This window comes from Burkholderia sp. KCJ3K979 (genome assembly GCF_016759955.1).
In the GTDB taxonomy this organism is placed as follows: domain Bacteria; phylum Pseudomonadota; class Gammaproteobacteria; order Burkholderiales; family Burkholderiaceae; genus Burkholderia; species Burkholderia orbicola.
On the sequence record NZ_JACFYV010000083.1, the window covers coordinates 1 to 25,487 of the forward strand.

The following is a 25,487-nucleotide window of genomic DNA, read 5'->3' on the forward strand; positions in this document are numbered from 1 at the left end:
CGGATACAGCTCCGACAGATACGCGCCGACGCCGGCGAAGATGCCCTGCACGACGATGCCGAGTGGAAAGCCGAGCAGCAGCATCGCGGTATCGGTGATCGGCAGCATCGTGTACGCCATGCCAAGCGAGAACGAGCCGACCGCGAACAGGATGAAGGACGCGCGGCGGCCGAGCCGGTCGGACAGGATCGCGCCGACCACGTAGCCGACGAACGAGCCGACGATCAGCACGACCAGATAGCCGCTCGTGTTGAACACCGACAGGTGGCGCACAGTCTTGAGATAGGTGGGCAGCCACGTCGTGATCGCGTAGTAGCCGCCGAGCATGCCGGTGCACAGCGCGCTGCCGAACAGCGTCGCGCGCAGGTGCGGCGGCGAGAAGATCTCGAGGAAGTGGCCCGACACGCGGCCTTCGTCGCGGGCGCGGCGCGTGGCCGTATAGATGTCCGGATCGCTGACGTTGCGGCGGATATAGAGAATCCACAGGGCGGGCACGATGCCGATCCAGAAGCACGCGCGCCACGCGACCTGCTCCGGCAGCAGCGCGAAGAACGCCCAGTAGAGGATCGCGGCCGCGCCCCAGCCGAACGACCAGCTGCTCTGCACGGTGCCGACGGCCTTCGCGCGATGCTCGGGCGAGCGGATCGTCTCGGCCATCATGATCGTCACGACCGACCATTCGCCGCCGAAGCCGAAACCCTGCAGCGTGCGCGTCGCAAGGAGCTGCCAGAACGAATGCGTGAAGCCGGACAGGCACGTGAACAGCGCGAACGTCGCGATCGTCCACTGCAACACGCGCACGCGGCCATAGCGGTCGGCGAGGATGCCGGCGACCCAGCCGCCGATCGCCGACGAGATCAGCGAACTGGTCGCGATCATCCCGGCCTCGCTCTTCGTCATGCCCCAGGTGGCGATCAGCGTCGGGATCAGGAACGAATAGATCATGAAGTCGAACGCATCGACCGCATAGCCGCCGAATCCGGCGTACAGCGTCCGGCGCTCGCGCGTCGACAATTCGTTGAACCACTGGAATGCCTGCATGCTTGCCGCCCCCTCTCGTCTTGTCTCGTCCCGCGCTACCGCGTCGCGGTTATTTTACGGGCGCGCTCCGGCATGCCAAAAAGGCGGATGCAGGTTCGTGCTGAAAAGCAGGCAGGAGGGAGGACGCGTCAGAGCGTCAGGCCGCCGTCGACGTGGATGACCTGGCCGGTGATCTGCCGTGCCGCGTCCGACAGCAGGAACGCGATCAGCGCGGCGACGTCGTCGGGTTCCGCGATGCGGCCGAGCGGCGTCGCCTGTTCGGCCTGCGCCCACGCGGCGGCGTTGCCGGCGCTCGGCCCGTGGTCCTTGCGCGTGAAGCCCGGCGCGACCGCATTGACGGTGATGCCGTGCGCGGCGAATTCGGCGGCCGCGCTACGCACCAGCGATTCGAGCGCGGCCTTCGCGGCGGCGGTCGTCGCGAACGGTGCATCGGCGCGGTAGCGGTGCGCGACGAACGAACTGACCGCGACGATCCGCGGCGTGGCCGACGTTTCGAGCAGCGGCCGCGCGCGGCCCGCGAGCGCGGAGAACGCCCCGGGCATCGTCGCGAAGGCGGACGCGAGTGCGTTCGCGGAGAGCTCGGAAAAGGATTGCCGCGCGGCGAAGCCGGCGTTCGCGACGAGCTGGTCGAGCCCGCCGAAGCGCGTCGCGGTGCTATCGACCAGTGCGGCGGCGATACCCGGTTCGCCGAGATCGCCGGTCAGCGTGATGCACTCGGCGCCGGCCGTCGTGCACGCATGGGCGACGTCGGCGAGCCGCGATCGTGCCGCCTCGTCCACGCCGCGCGCATGCAGCGCCAGCGCGATGCCGGGCGCCGCGAGCCGCCGCGCGAGCGCCGCGCCGATCCCCGAGCCTGCGCCGGTGATCAGCGCGATGCGTTCGAGGTGCGCGGCGCGTGCGTTCACGCGGCGACCTTGTCGTCGCTGCCCACGCGCTCGACGTTGATCGTGCCGACGTGGAACGCGGCCAGCGACTCGCGGTGCGCGATGCTGACGATCGCAGCCTTCGGCAGCCGCTCGGCGAACAGGTGATAGAGGCGGGCTTCGTTGTCGGCGTCGAGCGCGCTGGTCGCTTCGTCGAGGAACAGGAAGTCGGGCTTGTGCAGCAGCACGCGCGCGCCGGCCAGGCGCTGCTGTTCGCCCGGCGACAGCACGCGGGTCCAGTGCGCGGTTTCGTCGAGGCGCTCGACGTAATCCTCGAGGCGGCACGCGCGCAGCGCATCGCGGCACGCTTCGTCGCTGAAGGTGTCGGGCGTCGCCGGGTAGGTGAGCGCGGCCTTCAGCGTGCCGATCGGCAAATAGCTGGTTTGCGGCACGAACATCATCCGCGCGCCGACCGGCGCGTCGATCGCGCCGTCGCCGAACGGCCAGAGGCCCGCGAGCGCGCGCATGAACGTGCTCTTGCCGGAACCCGACTTGCCGATCACGAGCCAGCGCGAGCCGGGCTCGATCGTGACGTCGCCGATGTTCGCGAGCGCGTTGCCGTTCGGCAGCGCGAGCTTGAGCGACGACGTCGACAGTTTCGCGGCGTCGATGTAGTGCAGGTTGATGCCGCCGTGCTCGGTCGCGGGCGACAGGCTTTCCTTCAGGTGCGACGTGCCCATCACACGCTTGAATTCGCGCAGACGGTTGACGGTGGCGCGCCATTCGACGAGGGTCGAGTAGCTGTTGATGAACCACGAGAACGAGTCGCTGACGGTGCCGAACGCGGACGAGATCTGCATCAGCACGCCGAACGAGAACGCACCGGCAAAGTAGCGCGGCGCCGCGACGACGAGCGGGAAGATGATCGCGATCTGCCCGTAGAAGCTCAGCACGAACGTGAGCCGCTTCGTGTACTTCATCACGCGCCACCAGTTGTCGCGGATGCGCGTGAAGAGGGTCTGCGCGTTGCCGGCCTCGGTCTTCTCGCCGTCGTAGAACGCGATCTGCTCGGCGTTCTCGCGCACGCGGATCAGCCCGAAGCGGAAATCGGCCTCGACGCGCTGCTGCTGGTAGTTGATCGACACGAGCGGATGGCCGACCTTCTGGATGATCAGCGAGCCGATCACCGCGTACAGCGCGGCCGCCCACACCATGTAGCCGGGAATCGCAATCGGCGTCGCGCCGAGCGTGAACGTCAGCGCGCCGGCGAGCGACCACAGGATCGTGATGAACGACACGAGCGTGACGACCGTCGACAGCAGGTCGAGCGACAGCGCGAGCGTCGTGGTCGCGAACGACTGGAGGTCGTCGGTGATCCGCTGGTCGGGGTTGTCGGCGAGACGGTCACGTTCGATCCGGTAGAACGCGCGATCGCCGAGCCACTGACCGAGGAAGCGGTCGGTGAGCCACTGGCGCCAGCGGAAGCCGAGCATCTGCCGCAGGTAGCGGCCGTACACGGCGAGGATGATGAACGCGAAGGCGAGCGCGGAGAACTGCATCAGCAGGTTCGGGAAGTCGTGGACGTCCTTCGACTGCAGCGCGTTGTAGAACTGCGCGTTCCACTTGTTCAGCCGGACGTTGATCCAGACCACGCAGAGGTTGATCGCGATGATCGTGACCAGCAGGCCCCACGCGATTTTCCATTCGGACGATACCCAGTAGGGCTTGATGAGGCTCCATGCGGATACCGGGCGCTCGTCCTGCGGCGCGTCGGAGGCGGAGCGGACGGGATCGATCGATTGGGTCATGTGCTTCCTGATGATGAGCCGGCGCGCGGGCCGGGCGAAACCGGGCGCGCGCCGCGATACGGCATGCCGGGGCGCGGCGCCGACTGACGGCGGGCGTCCGGATGGTCGCCCGTGCGTCTTAAACGGCACTTAAAAACCGGCGGTGACGCGGCAACCGGCCGCTCGCGCGGCCGGCCTGCGGGCATTGTGCCAGAGCGGCGCGGCACGCCGGCGAATTTGCCGCTAGGGGGACAGTTTGCGGCGCTTTCCGCTTTTATGGTCTAATGGCCGACGACGAAACAGGGGTGCTTCGTGGCGCGGCCGGTAGATGTTCCGGGCAGCGCGGCGAGGCTGAGAAAGACCCTTCGCACCCGATCCGGGTAATACCGGCGAGGGAAGTTTCTGATCCCGCCGGGCCGCGCTGGCCGCCATCCCACATGGTCAGCGCCCGAGTCCCGCCCGGCCGGCCTTTGCTGCCGGTTTCGTCCTTTTGGGTACGCGCATTGCGCGTTACGGAAGGAATGATGGCCGCACAATCTTCAGTCTTTTGCAGGGCTTCCGCCCCGACGTCGCGTGTGTTCGCAGGCGACGGCGCGTGTGCGTCGACGTTCGTCGCGCATGACCGCGCGGAGGGCGCGCGATGAATGTCCGGGACGCACGACCCGATTTCGCGGTGCTCGGCGGTGGCCTCGTCGGCCGCCTGATCGCGTGGCGGCTCGCGGGCGACGGGCATCGCGTCGCGCTCTACGAGCGCGGCGGCCCGGACGGCGAGCAGTCGGCCGCGTGGGTCGCGGCCGCGATGCTCGCGCCGCTCGCGGAAGCGGCCAGCGCGGAACTGCTGATCACCGAGCTGGGCGCCGCGTCGCTCGCGCGCTGGCCGCAATGGCTCGCGGAGCTGCCCGAACCCGTCTTCTTCCAGCATCACGGCACGCTCGTCGTCTGGCATCACGCGGATCGCGCGGAGGCGCCGCTGTTCGAGCGGCGCGTGCGCGCGAACGCGCCGGCCGAGCTGCTCGACGGCGGCTTCGTGACGCTCGCCGGTGCGCAGGTCGACGCCGCAGAACCCGTGCTCGCGGGCCGTTTCGCGCGCGGGCTGATGTTGCCGCGCGAAGGGCAGCTCGACAACCGCCAGGCGCTGCGCGCGCTCGCGGCGGGCCTGGTCGAACGCGGCGTCGCGCGGCACTGGCACGCGGCGGTCGACGACGCGAATCTGCCGGCCGCGCATTTCACGATCGATTGCCGCGGGCTCGGCGCGAAATCCGCGCTGCCCGCGCTGCGCGGCATTCGCGGCGAAGTCGCGCGCGTGCATGCGCCCGGCATCGGGCTCACCCGGCCCGTGCGGCTGCTGCATCCGCGCTACCCGCTGTACATCGCGCCGAAGCAGGACGATCTCTATGTGATCGGCGCGACCGAGGTGGAGGGCGAGGACATGTCGCCCGTCAGCGTGCGTTCGGCGCTCGAACTGCTGAGCGCGGCGTTTTCCGTGCATCCGGCGTTCGGCGAGGCGCGCATCCTCGAACTCAACGCGCAGTGCCGGCCGACGCTGCCCGATCATCGTCCGGCGGTGATCTGGGACGGCGCATCGACGCTCGCCGTCAACGGCCTGTACCGGCACGGCTTCATGATCGCGCCGGAAGTCGCGCAGGCGGCCGTCGTGTTCGCGCAGGCCGCGCTCGGCGGCGCACTCGGCGATGCCGACGCGTTCGCCGCGTGGCGCGACGCCGCGCGCTGGCCGGCGCTGCTTCATCACCGCAACGACGCGCGCCAGCCGGCCTGACGCGCGCCGCCGAACGAATCCGACCGAGCCTCATGGATATCCAGATCAATCAACAGACCCTGACGTTGCCCGACGGCGCCACCGTGGCCGACGCGCTTGCCGCATACGGCGCGCGTCCGCCATACGCGGTGGCGCTGAACGGCAACTTCGTCGCGCGCACGCAGCATGCGGCGCGCGCGCTCGCGGCGGGCGACCGGCTCGACGTCGTGCACCCCGTCGCGGGCGGCTGAGCGCCGCCGGTTCGTCCCCGCTCTTCCAGGAAAACGACATGACGTCCCCCCCCTCCGCCGACGCGCTGACGCTGTACGGCGAAACCTTCGCAAGCCGCGTGCTGCTCGGCACGTCACGCTATCCGTCGCTGCAATCGCTGTCCGATTCGATCGCCGCGTCGCGCCCCGGGATGGTGACGGTCGCGCTGCGCCGGCAGATGACGGGCGGCACGGCCGAAGCCGGCTTCTTCGACCTGCTCAAGCGCCACGCGGTGCCGCTGCTGCCGAATACGGCCGGTTGCCAGACCGTCGCCGAAGCCGTGACGACCGCGCACATGGCGCGCGAGGTCTTCGACACCGACTGGATCAAGCTCGAACTGATCGGCGACGACTACACGCTGCAGCCCGACCCGGTCGGGTTGATCGAAGCGGCCGCGCAACTGGTCAAGGACGGCTTCAAGGTGCTGCCGTATTGCACCGAGGATCTCGTGATCGGCCGGCGCCTGCTCGACGCCGGCTGCGAGGCGCTGATGCCGTGGGGCGCGCCGATCGGCACCGGCAAGGGCGTCGTGAATCCGTACGGGCTGCGCGTGCTGCGCGAACGGTTGCCGGACGTGCCGCTGATCGTCGACGCGGGGCTCGGCGTGCCGTCGCACGCGTGCCAGGTAATGGAGTGGGGCTTCGACGGCGTGCTGCTGAATACGGCCGTCTCGCAGGCCACGCACCCGGAAATCATGGCAAGGGCGTTCGCGCAGGGCGTCGAGGCCGGCCGTGCCGCGTATCTCGCCGGTCCGATGGACGCGCGCGACACCGCGCACGCGAGCACGCCGGTCGTCGGGATGCCGTTCTGGCACCAGGACGGAGGCGGCGCATGAGCGCGGCGCGCTTCGCCGATGCGTTCTGGCCGCCGGCCGACGAGCTGGCCGAAGCGGCCGAGCGGATTCGCGCGCGGCTCGGCGACTGGCCCGACGGCGCGGCGCCGTGGCGGCTCTGCGTGGCGGCGCCCGGCGTGCCGGCCGACGGCGACGTGCTGATCGTGTCGGCCGGTGATCGTGCCGCGCAGGCGCGCGCATCGGCCGTGTCGCGGCCTGCGTCGCCCGATGCGGTGGCGATCGAATTCGACGAAGAGGGCGCCGTGCTGCATGCGGCTGGCGTGCGCTACGCGCTCGACGCCGCGCATCCGCTCGCGGATGACTGGATCGCGGCGCTCGCCGCGTTTCTCGATTGCGGCTTCGCGCCGGTCGACGCGCTGGTGCTCGCGCTGGCGTGGCGCGACGGCGACGAGACGCGCGCCGCCGACGCATGGCCGGTCGATGCCGCGCGATTCCCGCAGGTGGCCGGGCTGCCGCCCGCGCCGGAGCCGGCGTTCCCGCCGTGCCCCGCGCGGCTCGGGCTCTATCCGGTCGTGCCGAGCGCCGAATGGGTCGAGCGCGTGCTCGACGGCGGCGCGCGAACCGTGCAATTGCGCGTGAAAGAGGCGACGCCGGACGCGCTGCGCCGGGAAATCGCGCGTGCGGTCGCGGCCGGACGCCGCTATCCCGACGCGCGCGTGTTCATCAACGATCACTGGGAGATCGCCGCAGAAGAGGGGGCATACGGGGTACATCTGGGCCAAGAAGACCTCGAAACGGCCGATCTGGCCGCGATCGCGGGCGCGGGCCTGCGGCTCGGACTTTCGAGTCACGGCTATTACGAGATGTTGCGGGCGCTGCACGAGCGGCCGAGCTACCTCGCGCTCGGCCCCGTGTACGCGACCGCCACCAAGGCCGTTGCCGCGCCGCCACAGGGGCTCGCGCGGATTGCCCGCTACGCGCGCCGCTCGTCGCGATCGGCGGGGTGGGGCTCGACACGCTGCCGGCGGTGCTGGCGACGGGCGTGGGCAGCGTCGCGGTGGTCAGCGCGGTCACGGGCGCGGCCGACTATCGGACGGCGCTTATTGCACTGCAGCAGTGCTTTACCGGACAATTTGACAATCATTGACCGCAGGGCCCGGAACGGCGTCACGACATCATTCCAATGCAGGCCCTATAATTCGGCGTTCTGCGTAAAAGGACTGTCAGCTCCGTGAGCCCCACTCCTACCGAGACCCTGCTGGAACTTCGCGACGTCGACTTTGGCTACGGCGACCGCCTCGTCCTGTCCAACCTGAACCTGCGCTTCGGGCGCGGGCAGGTCGTCGCGGTCATGGGCGGCTCGGGTTGCGGCAAGACCACCGTGCTGCGCCTGATCGGCGGCCTCGTGCGTGCGCGCCGCGGCCAGGTGCTGTTCGACGGCGCCGATGTCGGCGCGCAAACGCGCGACGGCCTGTACGCGCTGCGCCGCAAGATGGGCATGCTGTTCCAGTTCGGCGCGCTGTTCACCGACATGTCGGTGTTCGAGAACGTCGCGTTCGCGCTGCGCGAGCATACCGACCTGCCCGAAGACCTGATCCGCGACCTCGTGCTGATGAAGCTCAACGCGGTCGGGCTGCGCGGCGCGCGCGACCTGATGCCGTCCGAAGTATCGGGCGGGATGGCGCGCCGCATCGCACTGGCGCGTGCGATCGCGCTCGATCCGCAGCTCATCATGTACGACGAGCCGTTCGCGGGCCTCGATCCGATCTCGCTCGGCATCACCGCGAACCTGATCCGCACGCTGAACCAGGCGCTCGGCGCGACGTCGATCCTCGTCACGCACGACGTGCCGGAATCGTTCGCGATCGCCGATTACGTGTATTTTCTGGCCAATGGCGGCGTGCTCGCGCAGGGCACGCCCGACGAGCTGCGCGCGTCGACCGATCCGAGCGTGCGGCAGTTCATCGACGGCGCGCCGGACGGCCCGTTCAAATTTCATTACACGAGCCCGCCGCTCGCAGCGGATTTCGGGCTCGGCGGAGGGCGCGCATGATCAGCGCGATCGGACGTTACGTCATCGGCGGCCTCGAGCGCGCGGGCTACGGCACGCGCCTGTTCGTGCGCCTCGTGCTGGAATTCTTCCCGCTGCTGCGCCGGCCGCGGCTGGTCACGAAGCAGATCCACTTCCTCGGCAACTATTCGTTCGTGATCATTGCCGTGTCGGGGCTGTTCGTCGGCTTCGTGCTCGGCCTGCAGGGCTATTACACGCTGAATCGCTACGGTTCCGAGCAGGCGCTCGGCCTGCTGGTCGCGCTGTCGCTCGTGCGCGAGCTGGGGCCGGTCGTCACCGCGCTGCTGTTCGCGGGCCGCGCGGGCACGTCGCTCACGGCCGAGATCGGCCTGATGAAGGCCGGCGAGCAGCTCACCGCGCTCGAGATGATGGCGGTCGACCCGATCAAGACGGTGATCGCGCCGCGCATGTGGGCGGGCATCATCGCGATGCCGCTCCTGGCCGCGATCTTCAACGCGGTCGGCGTGCTCGGCGGTTACTTCGTCGGCGTCGTGCTGATCGGCGTCGATCCGGGCGCGTTCTGGTCGCAGATGCAGGGCGGGGTCCAGGTCTGGGCCGACGTCGGCAACGGTGTGATCAAGAGCATCGTGTTCGGCTTCGCCGTGACCTTCATTGCGCTGTACCAGGGGTATGAAGCGAAGCCCACGCCCGAAGGCGTGTCGCGCGCGACCACCAAGACGGTCGTGTTCGCGTCGCTCGCCGTACTCGGCCTCGATTTCCTGCTGACCGCGCTGATGTTCAGCTAAGCCTCAGCCAAGCCAAATTTTGGAATGACGATGAAAAAGACTGCTCTCGACTTCTGGGTCGGCCTGTTCGTGGTGGTGGGCTTCCTTGCGGTGCTGTTCCTGGCGCTGAAGGTCGGCAACATGAGCTCGCTGTCGTTTCAGCCGACCTACTCGGTGAGGATGAAATTCGACAATATCGGCGGGCTGAAGCCGCGCGCGGCCGTGAAGAGCGCGGGCGTCGTGGTCGGCCGCGTGAAGTCGATCGGCTTCGACCCGAACACGTACCAGGCGGTCGTTACGATCGACGTCGACGGCCAGTACCCGTTCCCGAAGGATTCGTCGGCGAAGATCCTGACGTCGGGCCTGCTCGGCGAGCAATATATCGGCCTCGATCCGGGCGGCGACACCGAAATGCTGAAGTCCGGCGATACGATCACGATGACGCAGTCGGCGATCGTGCTCGAGAACCTGATCGGCCAGTTCCTGTACAGCAAGGCCGCGGATGCGGGCGGCGCGAAGCCGGCAGCGGGGGCGTCGGCCGTTCCGGCCGCGCCGGCCCCGGTGGCGGTACCGGCGTCGGCGGTGTCCGGCGCGTCCGGCTCGGCGGCTCAATAACCACACGAGAGAAAACAAGAGGGTAATGACCATGCACACGATCCGCATCAGGCACGCCGCGCTGGCGATGGCGGCAGTCGCCGCGTTGAGCGGCTGCGCGACCGTGCAGACGCCGACCAAGGGCGATCCGCTCGAAGGCTTCAACCGGTCGATGTACAAGTTCAACGACACGGTCGATACGTATGCGCTGAAGCCGGTCGCGAAGGGTTACCAGTACGTGGTGCCGCAGCCGGTGCGCGACAGCGTGACGAACTTCTTCTCGAACATCGGCGACGTCTACATCGCGGCGAACAACATCGTGCAGCTGCGGATCGCGGACGGCGTCGGCGACATCATGCGCGTCGTGATCAACACGGTGTTCGGCGTCGGCGGCCTGTTCGACGTCGCGACGATCGCGAAGCTGCCGAAACACACGGCCGACTTCGGGATCACGATGGGCCGCTACGGCGTGCCGTCGGGCCCGTATCTCGTGCTGCCGCTGCTCGGGCCGAGCACGCTGCGCGACACGGCCGGCCTCGGCGTCGACTACGTCGGCAACCCGCTCACCTACGTGAAGCCGGACGGCCTGAGCTGGGGCCTGTTCGGCGTGAACCTGGTCAACACGCGCGCGAACCTGCTCGGCGCAGGCGACGTGCTGGATGCCGCGGCGCTCGACAAGTATTCGTTCGTGCGCAACGCGTACCTGCAGCGTCGCCAGATGCTGATCAGCAACGCGCGCGGCGAGGCCGCCGCGACGTCGAGCAACGACGCGCTGCCGAAGTACGATCTGCCGGAAGACGGCGCGGCACCGGCGGCAGCCGGCGCGGCCGGAACGGCGGGCGCGGCAGCGGTGGGCGGCGCGGCGCCGGCGCCCGCATCGGGCGCGGCGGTTGCTGCGCCGGCCTCGGGCACGGCCGAAGCGCCGAACCCGGCCAGCGAAACGAACGTGCCGGCGATGCAGGTGGCGCCGCCGTCGCCGGGCGGGTTCCGGTTCCCGAGCATCCGGCTGCACTGACGGACTTACATTCGTTACAGCCGGAAACGATTCAGTCGGTAGCGTAGGCGAACTTGCGCGTAAGCTACCTGCTCCAACCTTCGCATCGACTCATTCATGCAGGCCACTATGATGAAAAAACTGTTCCTGATCCCCGTTTTCGCGGCGCTGTTCTCGTTCGGCAGCGCAGCTCACGCGCAAGTCGACCAGTCGAACCCGCAAGCGCTGATCAAGACGGCGACCCAGCAGGTGCTCGACGAAGTCAAGCAGCAGACGATCAAGCAGGGCGACACCAACCGCATCATCTCGATCGTCAACAAGGACATCCTGCCGTACACCGATTTCCGCCGCACCACGCAGCTCGCGATGGGGCGCAACTGGCGCACGGCGACGGCCGAGCAGCAACAGCAGGTTCAGGAGCAGTTCAAGCTGCTGCTGATTCGCACGTATTCGGGCGCGCTCGCGCAGTTGAAGCCGGACCAGCAGATCCAGTACCCGCCGTTCCGCGCCGATCCGGCCGATACCGACGTCGTCGTGAAGACGGTCGCGCTGAACAACGGTCAGCCGGTCCAGATCGACTACCGCCTGTACAAGACGGCGAACGGCTGGAAGGTGTATGACCTGAACGTGCTCGGCGCATGGCTGATCCAGACGTACCAGCAGCAGTTCAACGAGAAGATCCAGCAAAGCGGCGTGGACGGCCTGATCAAGTTCCTGACGCAACGCAACCAGGAGCTTGCCGCGGGCAAGCAGGCGTCGTGAGCGGCTTCGAAGCCGGCTCCTCGCTGACCGTCGCGAGCGCGAAGTCCGCGCTCGCGGACGGTCTTGCGCGCATCGGCGCCGGCGCGACCGCCGTCGATTGCGCGGCGCTGACGCAGTTCGACTCGTCCGCGCTCGCCGTGCTGCTCGCATGGCAACGTGCCGCCAAAGCGCGCGGCACAGCCCTCGACATCCTCAATCTCCCTCCGAAGCTCGCCAGCCTCGCGCGCGCCTACGGCGTCGACGCACTCATCGAAGGCACCGGGCGACATTGACCCTGTCCGACCGAAGCCTGCCGCGCCAGCCGGCGCGCGCACGCTTCAGGCCGCGCGCCGTCGGCGCCGGCTCCCCCAGCCGGTTTGCCCTATAATCAAGCGTTTTGCGGGGCAGCCAATCGGCGTCCGGCCCCCATTTTCTTTCGCAGCAAGCACAGAATAGGCGTCGCGGCCCTTGCGTCGCGCACAGTCATGTCAGCCATAGAAATCCGTCACGTCAAGAAGCGCTACAAGTCGCTTCAGGCGCTCAAGGGCGTCAGCCTGTCGGTCGAGGAAGGCGAGTTTTTCGGTCTGCTCGGCCCCAACGGCGCAGGCAAGACCACGCTCATCAGTATCCTCGCCGGGCTCGCCCGGGCCGACGAAGGCAGTATCTCGGTGCGCGGTCACGACGTCGTCCAGGACTTCCGCAACGCGCGCCGCGCCCTCGGCGTCGTGCCGCAGGAACTCGTTTTCGATCCGTTCTTCACCGTGCGCGAGACGCTGCGGATCCAGTCCGGCTATTTCGGGCTGCGCCGCAACGACGACTGGATCGATGAAGTGATGGCCAATCTCGATCTCACCGAGAAAGCCGACGCGAACATGCGCGCGCTGTCGGGCGGGATGAAGCGCCGCGTGCTGGTCGCGCAGGCGCTCGTGCACCGGCCGCCCGTGATCGTGCTCGACGAGCCGACCGCCGGCGTCGACGTCGAATTGCGGCAGACGCTGTGGAAATTCATCTCGCGCCTGAACCGCGAGGGTCACACGATCGTGCTCACCACCCATTACCTCGAGGAAGCCGAGTCGCTGTGCGACCGCATCGCGATGCTGCGCCGCGGTGAAGTCGTCGCGCTCGACCGCACCGACGCGCTGCTGCGCCGCTTCGCGGGCCTGCAGCTGTACCTGCGGCTCGCGACCGGCGCGCAGCTCGGCCGGCAGCGCGCCGGGCGAGCATCTGCTGCGCCTCGCGAGCTACGACGAGGTCGAACGCATCCTCGCGCAATGCCGCGCGGCCGGCTGCACGTTCGACGAGATCGAGGTCCGCAAGGCCGACCTCGAGGATGTGTTCGTCCAGGTGATGAACGGGGCCGAGGTGATCGAGGGTCTGGCATGAATCAACACTCCCCACGCGAACTGCGTTCGCTGACGTCTGAGATGACGGCCCGGCCCGTGCCGGGCAGCGGGTTTCGCACGCTGTTCTACAAGGAACTGCTGCGTTTCTGGAAGGTGTCGTTCCAGACGGTGCTCGCGCCGATCGTCACCGCGCTGCTGTATCTGACGATCTTCGGCCACGCGCTGTCGGGCCGCGTCGAGGTGTATCCGGGCGTCGAGTACGTGAGCTTTCTCGTGCCGGGCCTCGTGATGATGAGCGTGCTGCAGAACGCGTTCGCGAACAGTTCGTCGTCGCTGATCCAGTCGAAGATCACCGGCAACCTCGTGTTCATGCTGCTGCCGCCGCTGTCGTACCGCGACATCTTCGGCGCGTACGTGCTCGCGTCCGTCGTGCGCGGGCTCGCGGTCGGCACTGGCGTGTTCGTCGTGACGATCTGGTTTATCCCGATGCACTTCGCGGCGCCGCTGTTCATCATTGCGTTCGCGCTGCTCGGCTCGGCGATCCTCGGCACGCTCGGCCTGATCGCCGGGATCTGGGCCGAGAAGTTCGACCAGCTCGCCGCGTTCCAGAACTTCCTGATCATGCCGCTGACGTTCCTGTCCGGCGTGTTCTATTCGACGCATTCGCTGCCGCCCGTGTGGCGCGAAGTGTCGCGTCTCAACCCGTTTTTCTACATGATCGACGGCTTCCGTTTCGGGTTCTTCGGCGCGTCCGACATCAACCCGTTCGCGAGCCTCGCGATCGTCACCGGTTTCTTCGTGCTGCTCGCGCTGATCGCGATGCGGCTGCTCGCGACCGGCTACAAACTGCGTCATTGATATCGACAGGCCGCGGCCGCCCTAGGGCGGCGCGCGCCGACAGGAGCCTTACACCATGTTGCCGACTCCCGAACAGGTCAAGCAATACATCGCCGGCGGTCTCGCCTGCACGCATCTGGAAGTCGAAGGCGACGGCCAGCATTTCTTCGCGACGATCGTGTCGGCGGCCTTCGAAGGCAAGCGGCCGATCCAGCGGCACCAGCTCGTCTATGCGGCGCTCGGCGATCGCATGAAGCAGGAAATTCACGCGCTCAGCATGAAGACGCTGACGCCCGCCGAATGGCAGAACGCATAAACGGAAATCACTGAGTGCAAGTCACCGTCAACGAGCGCGACGCCGTCCAGAGCGTCGCCACGGCACACCCGGCCGCCAACGGGGAATCGCAGGGACAGGGGATGGACAAGCTCGCGATCGAAGGCGGTAACCGCCTGTCCGGCGAGATCGTCGTGTCGGGCGCGAAGAACGCCGCGCTGCCGATCCTGTGCGCGGGGCTGCTCACCGCCGATCCGGTCGATCTCGACAACGTGCCGAACCTGAAGGACGTGCGCACGACGCTGAAGGTGCTGAACCAGATGGGCGTGAAGAGCGAGACCGACGGCTGCCGCGTGCAGCTCGACGCGTCGCGCGTCGACAACCTCGTCGCGCCGTACGAGCTCGTGAAGACGATGCGCGCGTCGATCCTCGTGCTCGGGCCGCTGCTCGCGCGCTTCGGCGAGGCGAAGGTGTCGCTGCCGGGCGGCTGCGCGATCGGCGCACGGCCGGTCGACCAGCACATCAAGGGCCTGCAGGCGATGGGCGCGGAGATCAGCATCGAGCACGGCTTCATCGAAGCGCGCGCGAAGCGCCTGAAAGGCGCGCGCATCGTGACCGACATGATCACGGTGACGGGCACGGAAAACCTGCTGATGGCCGCGACGCTCGCCGACGGCGAGACGGTGATCGAAAACGCCGCGCGCGAGCCGGAAGTGAGCGATCTCGCACACTTGCTGGTCGCGATGGGCGCGAAAATCGACGGCATCGGCACCGATCGCCTCGTGATCCAGGGCGTCGAGCGGCTGCACGGCGCGCGTCATTCGGTGATCCCCGACCGGATCGAGGCCGGCACGTTCTTGTGCGCGGTCGCGGCGGCCGGCGGCGACGTGATGCTGACGGGCGTGCGCCCGCACATCCTCGACGCGGTGATCGACAAGCTGCGCGAAGCCGGCGTGTCGATCGAGGAAGGCGACAGCTGGCTGCGCGTGAAGATGGACCGCCGCCCGTCGGCGGTGACGATCCGCACGTCGGAATACCCGGCGTTCCCGACCGACATGCAGGCGCAGTTCATGGCCCTCAATACGGTCGCGACGGGCACCGCGCAGGTCGTCGAAACCATTTTCGAGAACCGCTTCATGCACGTGCAGGAACTCAACCGGCTCGGCGCGAACATCACGATCGACGGCAACACGGCGCTCGTGACCGGCGTCGACAAGCTGTCGGGCGCGAACGTGATGGCGACCGACCTGCGTGCGTCGGCGAGCCTCGTGATCGCCGGGCTGCGCGCCGACGGCGAAACGCTCGTCGACCGCATCTATCACCTGGACCGCGGCTACGACCGCATGGAAGCCAAACTGACCGCCGTCGGCGCGAACGTGCGCCGCCTTTCCGGGAGCCAAGCATGACCGCGCCGCTGACCCTCGCCCTGTCGAAGGGCCGGATTTTCGAGGAAACCCTGCCGCTGCTGGCCGCCGCCGGCGTGCAGGTGGCCGAGGACCCGGAAACGTCGCGCAAGCTGATCCTGCCGACCACCGATCCGAATCTGCGCGTGATCATCGTGCGCGCGAGCGACGTGCCGACCTACGTCGAATACGGCGCGGCCGATTTCGGCGTGGCCGGCAAGGACGTGCTGGTCGAGCACGGCGGCTCGGGCCTGTACCAGCCGATCGATCTGAACATTGCGCGCTGCCGGATGTCGGTGGCCGTGCCGGCCGGTTTCGACTACGCGAATGCAGTGCGCCAGGGCGCGCGCCTGCGGGTCGCGACGAAATACGTCGAAACGGCGCGCGAACACTTTGCCGCGAAGGGCGTGCACGTCGACCTGATCAAGCTGTACGGCTCGATGGAGCTCGCGCCGCTGGTCGGGCTGGCCGACGCGATCGTCGACCTCGTCAGCTCGGGCGGCACGCTGAAGGCGAACAATCTGGTCGAGGTCGAGGAGATCATGGCGATCTCGTCGCGCCTCGTCGTGAACCAGGCCGCGCTGAAACTGAAGCGCGCGGCGCTCAAGCCGATCCTCGACGCGTTCGAACGCGCGTCGCAGAATGGCGGTTGAGCGCATCACCGTAACGGAACTCCCATGTCCATCACCATCCGCAAGCTCGATTCGACGAACGAAGGCTTCGGCGCCGCGCTGCGCGCCGTGCTCGCGTTCGAGGCGAGCGAAGACGAAGCGATCGAGCAATCGGTCGCGAAGATCCTCGCCGACGTGAAGTCGCGCGGCGACGCCGCGGTGCTCGAGTACACGAACCGTTTCGACCGGCTGAGCGCGAACAGCGTCGCCGCGCTCGAACTGCCGCAGGACGCGCTGCAGACGGCGCTCGACGGCCTCGCGCCGAAAGCGCGCGCGGCGCTGGAAGCGGCCGCGGCGCGGGTGCGCGCGTACCACGAGAAGCAGAAGATCGAATGCGGCACGCATAGCTGGCAGTACACGGAAAGCGACGGCACGGTGCTCGGCCAGAAGGTCACGCCGCTCGACCGCGTCGGCCTGTACGTGCCGGGCGGCAAGGCCGCGTATCCGTCGTCGGTGCTGATGAACGCGATTCCGGCGCGCGTCGCGGGCGTCGGCGAGATCGTGATGGTCGTGCCGACGCCGGACGGCGTGAAGAACGACCTCGTGCTGGCGGCGGCCCTGCTCGGCGGCGTCGATCGCGTGTTCACGATCGGCGGCGCGCAGGCGGTCGGCGCGCTCGCGTACGGCACCGAGACGGTGCCGGCCGTCGACAAGATCTGCGGCCCCGGCAACGCGTACGTCGCGTCGGCGAAGCGCCGCGTGTTCGGCACGGTCGGCATCGACATGATCGCCGGGCCGTCGGAAATCCTCGTGCTGTGCGACGGGACGACCGATCCGAACTGGGTCGCGATGGACCTGTTCTCGCAGGCCGAGCACGACGAACTCGCGCAGTCGATCCTGCTGTGCCCGGACGCTGCATTCCTCGATCGCGTCGAGAAGGCGATCGGCGAGCTGCTGCCGACGATGCCGCGCCAGGACGTGATTCGCGCGTCGCTCGAAGGCCGCGGCGCGCTGATCAAGGTGCGCGACATGGCCGAGGCGTGCCGGATCGCGAACGACATCGCGCCGGAACACCTCGAAATCTCGGCGCTGGAGCCGCAGCAATGGGGCCAGCAGATCCGCCACGCGGGCGCGATCTTCCTCGGCCGCTACACGAGCGAGAGCCTCGGCGACTACTGCGCGGGTCCGAACCACGTGCTGCCGACGTCGCGCACCGCGCGTTTCTCGTCGCCGCTCGGCGTGTACGACTTCATCAAGCGCTCGAGCCTGATCGAGGTCAGCGCGGAAGGCGCGCAGACGCTCGGCGAGATCGCATCCGAGCTCGCCTACGGCGAAGGGCTGCAGGCGCACGCGAGGAGCGCCGAGTTCCGGATGAAGGGCTGACCGCGCATCGTGCGCGGGGCCGGGCGGGCGCCGAGGCGCCGGCACCGGCGGCACCCGGAGCGGGGCAGGAGACGAGCGCAGGGCGGCAGCCGCCGCCTTGCCGACCCATTTGACGCCGGCGCGACGCACGCCGGCTTGAGACCATGACGACGCCACAAGACATCATCCGCCGCGACGTGCTCGCGATGACCAGCTATCCGGTGCCGGACGCGAGCGGGTTCGTGAAACTCGACGCGATGGAGAACCCGTACCCGCTGCCGGCGCCGCTCGCCGCGGCGCTCGGCGAGCGGCTCGCGCAGGTCGCGCTGAACCGCTACCCGGCGCCGCGCCCGGCCGCGCTGCTCGACAAGCTGCGCCACGCGATGCGCGTGCCGGCCGGCTGCGACGTGCTGCTCGGCAACGGTTCCGACGAAATCATCAGCATGATCTCGGTCGCGTGCGCGCAGCCGCGCGCGAAGGTGCTCGCACCGGTGCCGGGCTTCGTGATGTACGAACTCTCGGCGAAGTTCGCGCAGCTCGAATTCGTCGGCGTGCCGCTGAAGGCGGACCTGACGCTCGACGTCGACGCGATGCTCGCGGCGATCGCCGAGCACCGGCCGGCGATCGTCTATCTCGCGTACCCGAACAACCCGACCGGCACGCTGTACGACGATGCCGACGTCGAGCGGATCGTCGCGGCCGCCCGGCACAGCCTGATCGTGATCGACGAGGCGTACCAGCCGTTCGCCGAGCGTTCGTGGCTGCCGCGCGCCGCCGAGTTCGACAACGTCGTCGTGATGCGCACGGTGTCGAAGCTCGGCCTCGCGGGCATCCGCCTCGGCTACCTCGTCGGCTTGCCGGCGTGGCTGAACGAATTCGACAAGGTGCGCCCGCCGTACAACATCAACGTGCTGACCCAGGCGACCGCCGACTTCCTGCTCGATCACCTCGACGTGCTCGACGCGCAGGCGGCCGAGTTGCGCGCGGAACGCACCCGCCTCGTGCAGGCGGTGGCCGCGCTGCCGGGCGCGACGGTGTTCCCGAGCGCCGGCAATTTCCTGCTGGTGCGCGTGCCGGACGCGGCTGCCGTGTTCGATGCGCTGCTCACCGAGCGGGTGCTGGTCAAAAACGTGAGTAAAATGCATCCATTACTGGCCGAATGCGTGCGGCTGACCGTCGGTTCTCCCGACGAAAACGCCCGCCTGCTGGCCGCCTTGAAACTCGCGCTGCCCGGTTGAGCCCAGGGCGCGGCGGCGCGCGACGATCAATCCCCATTTACATTAGACTCAATCAAGGAATTGCCATGCGTGTGGCGGAAGTCGTTCGCAATACCAGCGAAACGCAGATCCGTGTGAAGCTCGATCTCGACGGCACCGGCCGGCAGAAGCTGGCCACCGGCGTGCCGTTTCTCGACCATATGCTCGATCAGATCGCGCGACACGGTCTGGTCGATCTCGAGGTCGAAGCGCATGGCGACACGCATATCGACGATCACCACACGGTCGAGGATGTCGGCATCACGCTCGGTCAGGCCGTCGCGAAGGCGATCGGCGACCGCAAGGGCATCCGCCGCTACGGCCATTCGTACGTGCCGCTCGACGAGGCGCTGTCGCGCGTCGTGATCGATTTCTCCGGCCGGCCGGGCCTCGAATTCCACGTGCCGTTCACACGCGCGCGGATCGGCACGTTCGACGTCGACCTGTCGATCGAATTCTTCCGCGGGTTCGTGAACCACGCGGGCGTCACGCTGCACATCGACAACCTGCGCGGAATCAACGCGCACCATCAGCTCGAGACGGTGTTCAAGGCCTTCGGCCGGGCGCTGCGCGCGGCGGTGGAGCTCGACGAGCGGGCGGCGGGGCAGATTCCGTCGACCAAAGGCAGCCTCTAACTTCCGAACGGACGACGCCAAGGACGACCTCACGGCTTCGGCGCGGCGCGCCGGCGTGCGATGGATCTGCTCAAATCGTTCATTTCGCTGCTCGCGCTGATCAACCCGGTCGGCGCGGTGCCGTTTTTCCTGAGCCTGACGGCGCAGCAGACGGACGACGAGCGGCGGCGCACGATCCGGATCGCATCGGTGTCGGTGTTCTGCGTGATGACGGTGACCGCGCTGCTCGGGCAGCAGATCATCAACTTCTTCGGCATTTCGGTCGGGTCGCTCGAAGTGGGCGGCGGGATCATCATGCTGCTGATGGCGATCAACATGCTGAACGCGCAGATCGGCAACACGCGATCGACGCCGGAGGAGCGCCACGAAGCCGAGCTGAAGGACAACATCGCGGTCGTGCCGCTGGCGATTCCGCTGCTCACGGGCCCCGGCTCGATCAGCACGGTGATCATCTATGCGGCGAACGCGCATCACTGGTATGAACGGGCCGGGCTGGTCGCGATCGGCGCGGTCCTGGCTTTTCTGTGTTTCGTCGCGATGCGGCTCGCCGAGCCGATCGCGAACTGGATCGGCCGCACCGGCATCAACATCGCCACGCGGCTGATGGGTCTGATGCTGTCGGCGCTGGCGGTGGAATTCATCGTCAATGGACTGAGGGCGCTACTGCCTGCACTGAGATGAAAACTTCGATTGCGATTGTGGATTATGGGATGGGCAACCTGCGCTCGGTCGCGCAGGCGCTCAAGAAGGCCGAACCGGCCGCCGACGTGGCGATCGTCGACACGCCGGCCGCGATTCGCGCGGCCGACCGTGTTGTGCTGCCCGGCCAGGGCGCGATGCCCGACTGCATGCGCTGCCTTGGCGAATCGGGCCTGCAGGAGGCCGTGATCGAGGCGTCGCGCACGAAGCCGCTGCTCGGCGTGTGCGTCGGCGAGCAGATGCTGTTCGACTGGAGTGCGGAAGGCGACACGAAGGGCCTCGGCCTGTTGCCCGGCAAGGTCGTGCGCTTCGAACTCGACGGCCGCGTGCAGGACGACGGCTCGCGCTTCAAGGTGCCGCAGATGGGCTGGAACCGCGTGCGCCAGGCGCAGCCGCACCCGCTGTGGGACGGCGTGCCCGACGACGCGTATTTCTACTTCGTGCACAGCTATTACGTGAGCCCGGACAACCCGGCGCATACGGTCGGCGAAACGGCGTACGGCGCGCCGTTTACGTCCGCGGTCGCGCGGGACAATCTCTTCGCGACCCAATTCCACCCCGAGAAAAGCGCGGAGGTCGGGTTGCGTCTGTATCGCAACTTCGTACACTGGAAACCGTAAACGTGGTGCGGGAGCCACAGTCGACGGCGCGCAAGCGCCTGTCGTGCGGGGCTCTCACGCTTAAGCGCCGAAAGAGTTGTACTAAACTAGCGAGACGGCGCGGCACCGGTTTGGCCGGTACGCGCCGGATTCTTTTCTTTTTCCACGACGACACCCGATTGCTATGTTGCTGATTCCGGCCATCGACCTCAAAGACGGTCAGTGTGTGCGCCTCAAACAGGGCGATATGGACCAGGCCACGATTTTTTCCGAGGACCCGGCGGCGATGGCCCGCAAGTGGGTCGATCTCGGCGCCCGGCGGCTCCATCTCGTCGACCTGAACGGCGCATTCGCCGGCAAGCCGAAGAATCTCGAGGCGATCGAAGCGATCCTCGACGAAGTCGGCGACGAAATTCCCGTCCAGCTCGGCGGCGGCATCCGCAGCCTCGAGACGATCGAGAAGTATCTCGACGCCGGCCTGTCCTACGTGATCATCGGCACCGCCGCCGTGAAGAACCCGGGCTTCCTGCAGGACGCGTGCACCGCGTTTTCCGGCAGCATCATCGTCGGGCTGGACGCGAAGGACGGCAAGGTCGCGACCGACGGCTGGAGCAAGCTGACCGGCCACGAGGTGATCGATCTCGCGAAGAAGTTCGAGGACTACGGCGTCGAATCGATCGTCTACACCGACATCGGCCGCGACGGGATGCTGCAGGGCATCAACATCGACGCGACCGTGAAGCTCGCGCAGGCGGTCGGCATCCCGGTGATCGCCAGCGGCGGCCTGTCGAACCTCACGGACATCGAGAGCCTGTGCGAAGTGGAAGAGCACGGCGTCGAGGGCGTGATCTGCGGCCGTGCGATCTACTCCGGCGATCTCGATTTCGCGGCCGCGCAAAAGCGCGCGGACGAACTGAACGGCGAACTCGACAACGCGTAACCGCGGTCGTCCCGTTCGCCGGGGCTGCCCGCAGGCGGCCCCGCTCGGAAGCCTCGCGCGAGGCTTCCGCAACCGGCCGTCCCAGCGCGGCATTTGGCGCAACATCATGGCTCTAGCTAAACGCATCATCCCCTGCCTGGACGTGACCGCCGGGCGTGTCGTCAAGGGCGTCAATTTCGTCGAGCTGCGCGATGCCGGCGACCCCGTCGAAATCGCCCGTCGCTACGACGACCAGGGTGCCGACGAACTGACCTTCCTCGACATCACCGCGACGTCCGACCAGCGCGACCTGATCCTGCCGATCATCGAAGCCGTGGCGTCGCAGGTATTCATTCCGCTGACCGTCGGCGGCGGCGTGCGCGCCGTCGAGGACGTGCGGCGCCTGCTGAACGCGGGCGCGGACAAGGTCAGCATGAATTCGTCGGCGGTCGCGAACCCGCAGCTCGTGCGCGACGCGGCCGACAAGTACGGCTCGCAGTGCATCGTCGTCGCGATCGACGCGAAGCGCGTGTCGGCCGACGGCGAGACGCCGCGCTGGGAAGTATTCACGCACGGCGGCCGCAAGAACACGGGCCTCGACGCGATCGAGTGGGCGCGCAAGATGGCCGAGCTCGGCGCCGGCGAGATCCTGCTCACGAGCATGGACCGCGACGGCACGAAGTCGGGCTTCGACCTCGCGCTCACGCGCGGCGTGTCGGACGCGGTGCCGGTGCCGGTGATCGCGTCGGGCGGCGTCGGCTCGCTGCAGCATCTGGCCGACGGCATCAAGGACGGCCGCGCCGACGCGGTGCTGGCCGCCAGCATCTTCCACTACGGCGAGCACACGGTCGGCGAGGCGAAGCGCTTCATGTCCGACCAGGGCATCCCGGTGAGACTGTGATGAATACCGAAACGAAATCCCTGCCCGCGTGGCTCGACAAGGTCCGCTGGGACGACAACGGCCTCGTGCCGGTGATCGCGCAGGAAACGTCGACGAACGACGTGCTGATGTTCGCGTGGATGAACCGCGAGGCGCTCGCGAAGACGATCGAGACGCAGCGCGCGGTCTACTATTCGCGTTCGCGCAAGCGCCTGTGGTTCAAGGGCGAGGAGTCGGGCCACGTGCAGCACGTGCACGAAGTGCGGCTCGATTGCGACGAGGACGTCGTGCTGCTGAAGGTCGAGCAGGTGTCGGGCATCGCATGCCACACCGGCCGGCATTCGTGCTTCTTCCAGAAATTCGAAGGTACGGTGGACGGCGGCGACTGGGTCGCGGTCGAGCCGGTGCTGAAAGACCCCGAACACATCTACAAATGACGCAATCGACCGAAGACACGCTGCTGCGCCTCGCGGCCGTGATCGATAGCCGCAAGGGCGGCGATCCCGATCAATCGTACGTGTCGCGCCTGTTCCACAAGGGCGACGACGCGGTGCTGAAGAAGATCGGCGAAGAGGCGACGGAAGTCGTGCTGGCCGCGAAGGACGTGCGCCAGGGCGGCGCGCCGACCGCGCTGGTCGGCGAGGTGGCCGACCTGTGGTTCCACTGCCTCGTGATGCTGTCGCATTTCGACCTGAGCCCGGCCGACGTGATCGCCGAGCTCGAGCGTCGCGAAGGCTTGTCGGGCATCGAGGAAAAAGCGCTGCGCAAGCGCCGCGAGCGCGAGGAAAACGGCGGGTGACACGCAGGCCCCGCCGCGGTGGCAACAGTGCGGTAAGCTGTAAGAATTGTCATCCAACGGGGGTAGCATCATGAACGATACGTCGAACCAGTTCCCGACGCCGGCGGTGTCGGGGGCAGCGGAGGCCGAACGCCTGAACGGGCTGCGCACGCTGACCCACGTGCTGTACGGCCTCTATGCGATTCACTGGCTGACGGGCGGCGTCACGGGCGTCATCGCGATCATCATCAACTACGTGAAGCGCGGCGACGTGGCCGGTACGCCGTACGCCGATCACTTCGAGTGGCAGATCCGCACGTTCTGGCGCGCGCTGATCGCTTATGTGATCGGGTTCGCGCTGATGTTCGTCGCGATCGGGTTCGTCGTTATGTTTGTCACGTGGATTTGGACGCTGTACCGTATCATCAAGGGTTGGCTGTACCTGAACGACAACAAGACGCTCGATCCGCAGGCGTGGTTCTGACCGGCGCAGGGGCGTTTCGCAGGAGCAACATGAGTCACGATCCGAATTGCCTGTTCTGCAAGATCGCGGCAGGCGAGATCCCGAGCACGAAGGTGCACGAGGACGACGAATTCGTCGCGTTCCGCGACATCCGCCCGGCGGCCGACACGCACGTGCTCGTGATTCCGCGCCGGCACCTGCCGACGCTGTCGGCGGCGAGCGAGGCCGATGCGCCGATGCTCGGCCGGCTGATGCTGCTCGTCGCGCGTCTGGCCGACCAGCTCGGCGTCGCGTATACGGGCGGCGAAACCGGTTTTCGCACGGTGATCAACACGGGCCCGGGCGGCGGGCAGGAGGTCTACCACCTGCACGCGCATATCCTGGCCGGCCCGCGCCCGTGGCAGCGGATGGGTTGACGCAGCGGGGCGTTTCCCCGCATCGATAGTCGAAGCCGGCGCGTCGCCGGCGATTTACGCCGCCTCGCGGCGTGGTTGAGGAGAGGTTTCATCATGGGTGGATTGAGCATTTGGCACTGGCTGATCGTGCTGCTGATCGTCGCGCTGGTTTTCGGTACGAAGAAGCTGCGCAACATCGGCAACGACCTCGGCAGCGCCGTGAAGGGTTTCAAGGACGGCATGAAGGAAGGCGAAACGCCGGCGGATGCGCAGCAACTGCCGCGTTCGGGCGCGGTCGACGTCAACGCGAAGGAAACGACGCGTTCCGATTCGAACAAGGCGTAACGCCGGCACGCTGACAGGCATTCGCGATGCTGGATCTCGGTCTTTCGAAGATGGCGCTGATCGGCGTCGTCGCGCTCGTGGTGCTCGGCCCCGAGCGCCTGCCGCGCGTCGCGCGCACGGCAGGCGCGCTGTTCGGCCGCGCGCAGCGGTACATCAACGACGTGAAGGCCGAGGTCTCGCGCGAAATCGAACTCGACGCGCTGCGGACGATGAAGACCGATTTCGAATCGGCCGCGCGCAATGTCGAGACGACGATTCACGACAACCTGCGCGAGCACGAGAAGGAACTGAACGACACGTGGCATTCCGCGGTCGGCGGTCTTGACGGAGCTGCCGGCGACGCCGGTTCCGTCGGTTCCCCGGGTTCCGATACGCCCGCGGCGCCGTCGTGGCGCGGCAGTTCGGCCGCGCTTGCGCCGAAGCGTCGCAACTGGCGCATCAAGCAGGCGGCGACGCCTGTCTGGTACAAGCGCGCGACGACCCGCCGCACGCACGTGCAGTCGGGCGCCGCGCGTGTCGCGCGCCATCAGCCGGCCAGCCTGCGCCGGCCGACGCGCTTCTTCTGAGTCGAGCGCATGCTCGCTCGTCAATCCTACCGAGGGCCGGTGTGAGCGACCCCCAGCAGAACCCGGGCGACGCCCCGGAAGAAACCTTCATTTCCCATCTCGTCGAGCTTCGCGATCGCATCATTCGCGCCGGGCTGGCCGTGATCGTCGTGTTCCTCGGGCTCGTCTACTGGGCGCCGGACATCTTCAAGCTGCTCGCGCGGCCGCTGATGGACAACCTGCCGAAAGACGGCAAGATGATCGTCACCGACGTCACCGGCTCGTTCTTCGTGCCGATGAAGGTCACGATGCTCGTCGCGCTCGTGATCGCGCTGCCGATCGTGCTGTATCAGATCTGGGCATTCGTCGCGCCGGGGCTGTACCAGCACGAGAAGAAACTCGTCGCGCCGCTCGTCGGCAGCAGCTACTTCCTGTTCCTGTGCGGTATGGCGTTCGCGTATTTCCTCGTGTTCCCGACGATCTTCCGCGTGATGGCGCACTACAACGC

Annotated in this window: 30 protein-coding genes, 2 pseudogenes and 1 riboswitch; of the genes and pseudogenes, 29 read left to right on the forward strand and 3 right to left on the reverse strand. The window is 67.7% G+C overall.

Translation table 11 applies throughout. The features are described from left to right. The 3 genes from H3O04_RS18875 to H3O04_RS18885 form a co-directional block, all read right to left on the reverse strand. The coding region (locus tag H3O04_RS18875) for an MFS transporter (RefSeq protein ID WP_202588244.1) at positions 1-1,041 on the reverse strand (1,041 nt) is incomplete at its 3' end. 128 nt (positions 1,042-1,169) lie between these two features. Then, positions 1,170-1,946 carry an SDR family oxidoreductase gene (locus H3O04_RS18880; protein WP_202588245.1) on the reverse strand — a complete coding sequence of 259 codons (777 nt, stop codon included), beginning with the start codon at positions 1,944-1,946 and terminating at the stop codon, positions 1,170-1,172. Then, on the reverse strand, positions 1,943-3,712 hold the full coding sequence (locus tag H3O04_RS18885) for an ABC transporter ATP-binding protein/permease (RefSeq protein ID WP_011546616.1): 1,770 nt from the start codon (positions 3,710-3,712) through the stop codon (positions 1,943-1,945). Before H3O04_RS18885 ends, H3O04_RS18880 begins: the two co-directional genes overlap by 4 nt. Positions 3,713-3,982: 270 nt before the next feature. Beyond that, a riboswitch (TPP riboswitch) is annotated at positions 3,983-4,106 on the forward strand. Positions 4,107-4,331: 225 nt separating this feature from the next. On the opposite strand from H3O04_RS18885, the gene H3O04_RS18890 reads away from it, so the two are divergent. From H3O04_RS18890 to tatC, 29 genes and pseudogenes are all read left to right on the forward strand, one after another. Then, complete coding sequence (locus H3O04_RS18890; protein WP_202588246.1) at positions 4,332-5,468, forward strand: FAD-dependent oxidoreductase; 1,137 nt, start codon at positions 4,332-4,334, stop codon at positions 5,466-5,468. A gap of 32 nt (positions 5,469-5,500) precedes the next feature. After that, complete coding sequence (thiS, locus tag H3O04_RS18895) at positions 5,501-5,698, forward strand: sulfur carrier protein ThiS (protein WP_006488534.1); 198 nt, start codon at positions 5,501-5,503, stop codon at positions 5,696-5,698. 38 nt (positions 5,699-5,736) lie between these two features. Beyond that, entirely contained in the window at positions 5,737-6,552 is an 816-nt protein-coding gene (locus tag H3O04_RS18900; protein ID WP_202588247.1) for a thiazole synthase, read from the forward strand. After that, a pseudogene (thiE, locus tag H3O04_RS18905) lies at positions 6,549-7,657 on the forward strand (thiamine phosphate synthase). Before H3O04_RS18900 ends, thiE begins: the two are co-directional and overlap by 4 nt. An 84-nt stretch (positions 7,658-7,741) precedes the next feature. Further along, a complete protein-coding gene (locus H3O04_RS18910) occupies positions 7,742-8,563 on the forward strand; it encodes an ABC transporter ATP-binding protein (protein WP_006477138.1) in 822 nt (273 codons plus the stop codon). After that, positions 8,560-9,327 (forward strand): lipid asymmetry maintenance ABC transporter permease subunit MlaE, encoded by a 768-nt coding sequence (gene mlaE, locus H3O04_RS18915; protein WP_023478119.1) that lies wholly within the window; start codon positions 8,560-8,562, stop codon positions 9,325-9,327. The genes H3O04_RS18910 and mlaE overlap by 4 nt, the downstream gene beginning before the upstream one ends. 24 nt (positions 9,328-9,351) lie before the next feature. Then, positions 9,352-9,921: an outer membrane lipid asymmetry maintenance protein MlaD gene (mlaD, locus tag H3O04_RS18920; RefSeq protein WP_006477136.1), complete on the forward strand. Its 570-nt coding sequence runs from the start codon at positions 9,352-9,354 to the stop codon at positions 9,919-9,921. A 31-nt stretch (positions 9,922-9,952) separates the two neighbouring features. After that, positions 9,953-10,915 carry an MlaA family lipoprotein gene (locus H3O04_RS18925; RefSeq protein WP_011546612.1) on the forward strand — a complete coding sequence of 321 codons (963 nt, stop codon included), beginning with the start codon at positions 9,953-9,955 and terminating at the stop codon, positions 10,913-10,915. 111 nt (positions 10,916-11,026) lie between these two features. Further along, positions 11,027-11,656, forward strand: a complete 630-nt coding sequence (locus tag H3O04_RS18930) for an MlaC/ttg2D family ABC transporter substrate-binding protein (RefSeq protein WP_027809257.1) — start codon at positions 11,027-11,029, stop codon at positions 11,654-11,656. Beyond that, positions 11,653-11,928: an STAS domain-containing protein gene (locus H3O04_RS18935; protein WP_006477133.1), complete on the forward strand. Its 276-nt coding sequence runs from the start codon at positions 11,653-11,655 to the stop codon at positions 11,926-11,928. Before H3O04_RS18930 ends, H3O04_RS18935 begins: the two co-directional genes overlap by 4 nt. Positions 11,929-12,120: 192 nt before the next feature. Then, positions 12,121-13,018, forward strand: a pseudogene (locus H3O04_RS18940) (ABC transporter ATP-binding protein). 41 nt (positions 13,019-13,059) lie between these two features. Further along, complete coding sequence (locus tag H3O04_RS18945) at positions 13,060-13,836, forward strand: ABC transporter permease (RefSeq protein WP_034196658.1); 777 nt, start codon at positions 13,060-13,062, stop codon at positions 13,834-13,836. Between the two features lie 55 nt (positions 13,837-13,891). Then, positions 13,892-14,131 carry a BolA family protein gene (locus tag H3O04_RS18950; RefSeq protein WP_006477131.1) on the forward strand — a complete coding sequence of 80 codons (240 nt, stop codon included), beginning with the start codon at positions 13,892-13,894 and terminating at the stop codon, positions 14,129-14,131. Positions 14,132-14,145: 14 nt separating this feature from the next. Then, entirely contained in the window at positions 14,146-15,495 is a 1,350-nt protein-coding gene (gene murA / locus H3O04_RS18955; RefSeq protein WP_006477130.1) for a UDP-N-acetylglucosamine 1-carboxyvinyltransferase, read from the forward strand. After that, positions 15,492-16,145, forward strand: coding sequence for an ATP phosphoribosyltransferase (gene hisG / locus H3O04_RS18960; protein ID WP_006477129.1), 654 nt, complete (start codon positions 15,492-15,494; stop codon positions 16,143-16,145). Before murA ends, hisG begins: the two co-directional genes overlap by 4 nt. A 24-nt stretch (positions 16,146-16,169) precedes the next feature. Beyond that, positions 16,170-17,486 carry a histidinol dehydrogenase gene (hisD, locus tag H3O04_RS18965; protein ID WP_006477128.1) on the forward strand — a complete coding sequence of 439 codons (1,317 nt, stop codon included), beginning with the start codon at positions 16,170-16,172 and terminating at the stop codon, positions 17,484-17,486. 143 nt (positions 17,487-17,629) lie between these two features. Further along, positions 17,630-18,703: a histidinol-phosphate transaminase gene (gene hisC / locus H3O04_RS18970; RefSeq protein ID WP_202588248.1), complete on the forward strand. Its 1,074-nt coding sequence runs from the start codon at positions 17,630-17,632 to the stop codon at positions 18,701-18,703. A gap of 65 nt (positions 18,704-18,768) precedes the next feature. After that, on the forward strand, positions 18,769-19,356 hold the full coding sequence (gene hisB / locus H3O04_RS18975; RefSeq protein ID WP_011546606.1) for an imidazoleglycerol-phosphate dehydratase HisB: 588 nt from the start codon (positions 18,769-18,771) through the stop codon (positions 19,354-19,356). A 60-nt stretch (positions 19,357-19,416) separates the two neighbouring features. Then, positions 19,417-20,037 carry a YchE family NAAT transporter gene (locus tag H3O04_RS18980; protein WP_006485349.1) on the forward strand — a complete coding sequence of 207 codons (621 nt, stop codon included), beginning with the start codon at positions 19,417-19,419 and terminating at the stop codon, positions 20,035-20,037. Continuing rightward, complete coding sequence (gene hisH, locus H3O04_RS18985) at positions 20,034-20,675, forward strand: imidazole glycerol phosphate synthase subunit HisH (RefSeq protein WP_011546605.1); 642 nt, start codon at positions 20,034-20,036, stop codon at positions 20,673-20,675. The genes H3O04_RS18980 and hisH overlap by 4 nt, the downstream gene beginning before the upstream one ends. Positions 20,676-20,838: 163 nt before the next feature. Then, complete coding sequence (gene hisA / locus H3O04_RS18990) at positions 20,839-21,594, forward strand: 1-(5-phosphoribosyl)-5-[(5-phosphoribosylamino)methylideneamino]imidazole-4-carboxamide isomerase (RefSeq protein ID WP_006477123.1); 756 nt, start codon at positions 20,839-20,841, stop codon at positions 21,592-21,594. A gap of 106 nt (positions 21,595-21,700) precedes the next feature. After that, positions 21,701-22,474: an imidazole glycerol phosphate synthase subunit HisF gene (gene hisF / locus H3O04_RS18995; RefSeq protein WP_006751800.1), complete on the forward strand. Its 774-nt coding sequence runs from the start codon at positions 21,701-21,703 to the stop codon at positions 22,472-22,474. Continuing rightward, entirely contained in the window at positions 22,474-22,890 is a 417-nt protein-coding gene (hisI, locus tag H3O04_RS19000; RefSeq protein WP_027811786.1) for a phosphoribosyl-AMP cyclohydrolase, read from the forward strand. The genes hisF and hisI overlap by 1 nt, the downstream gene beginning before the upstream one ends. Further along, entirely contained in the window at positions 22,887-23,252 is a 366-nt protein-coding gene (locus H3O04_RS19005; protein ID WP_006485344.1) for a phosphoribosyl-ATP diphosphatase, read from the forward strand. The genes hisI and H3O04_RS19005 overlap by 4 nt, the downstream gene beginning before the upstream one ends. Before the next feature lie 70 nt (positions 23,253-23,322). Continuing rightward, positions 23,323-23,715: a DUF4870 family protein gene (locus H3O04_RS19010; protein ID WP_202588249.1), complete on the forward strand. Its 393-nt coding sequence runs from the start codon at positions 23,323-23,325 to the stop codon at positions 23,713-23,715. Positions 23,716-23,744: 29 nt separating this feature from the next. Continuing rightward, positions 23,745-24,110: a histidine triad nucleotide-binding protein gene (locus tag H3O04_RS19015; protein ID WP_011546602.1), complete on the forward strand. Its 366-nt coding sequence runs from the start codon at positions 23,745-23,747 to the stop codon at positions 24,108-24,110. 93 nt (positions 24,111-24,203) lie between these two features. Then, positions 24,204-24,434 (forward strand): Sec-independent protein translocase subunit TatA, encoded by a 231-nt coding sequence (tatA, locus tag H3O04_RS19020; RefSeq protein WP_006477115.1) that lies wholly within the window; start codon positions 24,204-24,206, stop codon positions 24,432-24,434. Between the two features lie 26 nt (positions 24,435-24,460). After that, entirely contained in the window at positions 24,461-25,000 is a 540-nt protein-coding gene (tatB, locus tag H3O04_RS19025) for a Sec-independent protein translocase protein TatB (protein ID WP_006477114.1), read from the forward strand. Between the two features lie 41 nt (positions 25,001-25,041). Continuing rightward, positions 25,042-25,487, forward strand: a 446-nt coding sequence (tatC, locus tag H3O04_RS19030) for a twin-arginine translocase subunit TatC (RefSeq protein WP_202588250.1), incomplete at its 3' end; no start/stop codon positions are given.

Coding starts and splice junctions, on each gene's coding strand:
- H3O04_RS18925 (WP_011546612.1), top strand. CDS start 9,953: ATGCACACGATCCGCATCAGGCACGCCGCGCTGGCGATGGCGGCAGTC.
- H3O04_RS19005 (WP_006485344.1), top strand. CDS start 22,887: ATGACGCAATCGACCGAAGACACGCTGCTGCGCCTCGCGGCCGTGATC.
- tatA (WP_006477115.1), top strand. CDS start 24,204: ATGGGTGGATTGAGCATTTGGCACTGGCTGATCGTGCTGCTGATCGTC.
- hisF (WP_006751800.1), top strand. CDS start 21,701: ATGGCTCTAGCTAAACGCATCATCCCCTGCCTGGACGTGACCGCCGGG.
- thiS (WP_006488534.1), top strand. CDS start 5,501: ATGGATATCCAGATCAATCAACAGACCCTGACGTTGCCCGACGGCGCC.
- mlaD (WP_006477136.1), top strand. CDS start 9,352: ATGACGATGAAAAAGACTGCTCTCGACTTCTGGGTCGGCCTGTTCGTG.
- hisD (WP_006477128.1), top strand. CDS start 16,170: ATGTCCATCACCATCCGCAAGCTCGATTCGACGAACGAAGGCTTCGGC.
- hisA (WP_006477123.1), top strand. CDS start 20,839: ATGTTGCTGATTCCGGCCATCGACCTCAAAGACGGTCAGTGTGTGCGC.
- H3O04_RS18890 (WP_202588246.1), top strand. CDS start 4,332: ATGAATGTCCGGGACGCACGACCCGATTTCGCGGTGCTCGGCGGTGGC.
- hisG (WP_006477129.1), top strand. CDS start 15,492: ATGACCGCGCCGCTGACCCTCGCCCTGTCGAAGGGCCGGATTTTCGAG.
- H3O04_RS18885 (WP_011546616.1), bottom strand. CDS start 3,712: ATGACCCAATCGATCGATCCCGTCCGCTCCGCCTCCGACGCGCCGCAG.
- hisH (WP_011546605.1), top strand. CDS start 20,034: ATGAAAACTTCGATTGCGATTGTGGATTATGGGATGGGCAACCTGCGC.
- H3O04_RS18930 (WP_027809257.1), top strand. CDS start 11,027: ATGAAAAAACTGTTCCTGATCCCCGTTTTCGCGGCGCTGTTCTCGTTC.
- tatB (WP_006477114.1), top strand. CDS start 24,461: ATGCTGGATCTCGGTCTTTCGAAGATGGCGCTGATCGGCGTCGTCGCG.
- hisC (WP_202588248.1), top strand. CDS start 17,630: ATGACGACGCCACAAGACATCATCCGCCGCGACGTGCTCGCGATGACC.
- H3O04_RS19010 (WP_202588249.1), top strand. CDS start 23,323: ATGAACGATACGTCGAACCAGTTCCCGACGCCGGCGGTGTCGGGGGCA.
- hisI (WP_027811786.1), top strand. CDS start 22,474: ATGAATACCGAAACGAAATCCCTGCCCGCGTGGCTCGACAAGGTCCGC.
- H3O04_RS18950 (WP_006477131.1), top strand. CDS start 13,892: ATGTTGCCGACTCCCGAACAGGTCAAGCAATACATCGCCGGCGGTCTC.
- H3O04_RS19015 (WP_011546602.1), top strand. CDS start 23,745: ATGAGTCACGATCCGAATTGCCTGTTCTGCAAGATCGCGGCAGGCGAG.
- mlaE (WP_023478119.1), top strand. CDS start 8,560: ATGATCAGCGCGATCGGACGTTACGTCATCGGCGGCCTCGAGCGCGCG.
- hisB (WP_011546606.1), top strand. CDS start 18,769: ATGCGTGTGGCGGAAGTCGTTCGCAATACCAGCGAAACGCAGATCCGT.
- H3O04_RS18900 (WP_202588247.1), top strand. CDS start 5,737: ATGACGTCCCCCCCCTCCGCCGACGCGCTGACGCTGTACGGCGAAACC.
- H3O04_RS18945 (WP_034196658.1), top strand. CDS start 13,060: ATGACGGCCCGGCCCGTGCCGGGCAGCGGGTTTCGCACGCTGTTCTAC.
- H3O04_RS18980 (WP_006485349.1), top strand. CDS start 19,417: ATGGATCTGCTCAAATCGTTCATTTCGCTGCTCGCGCTGATCAACCCG.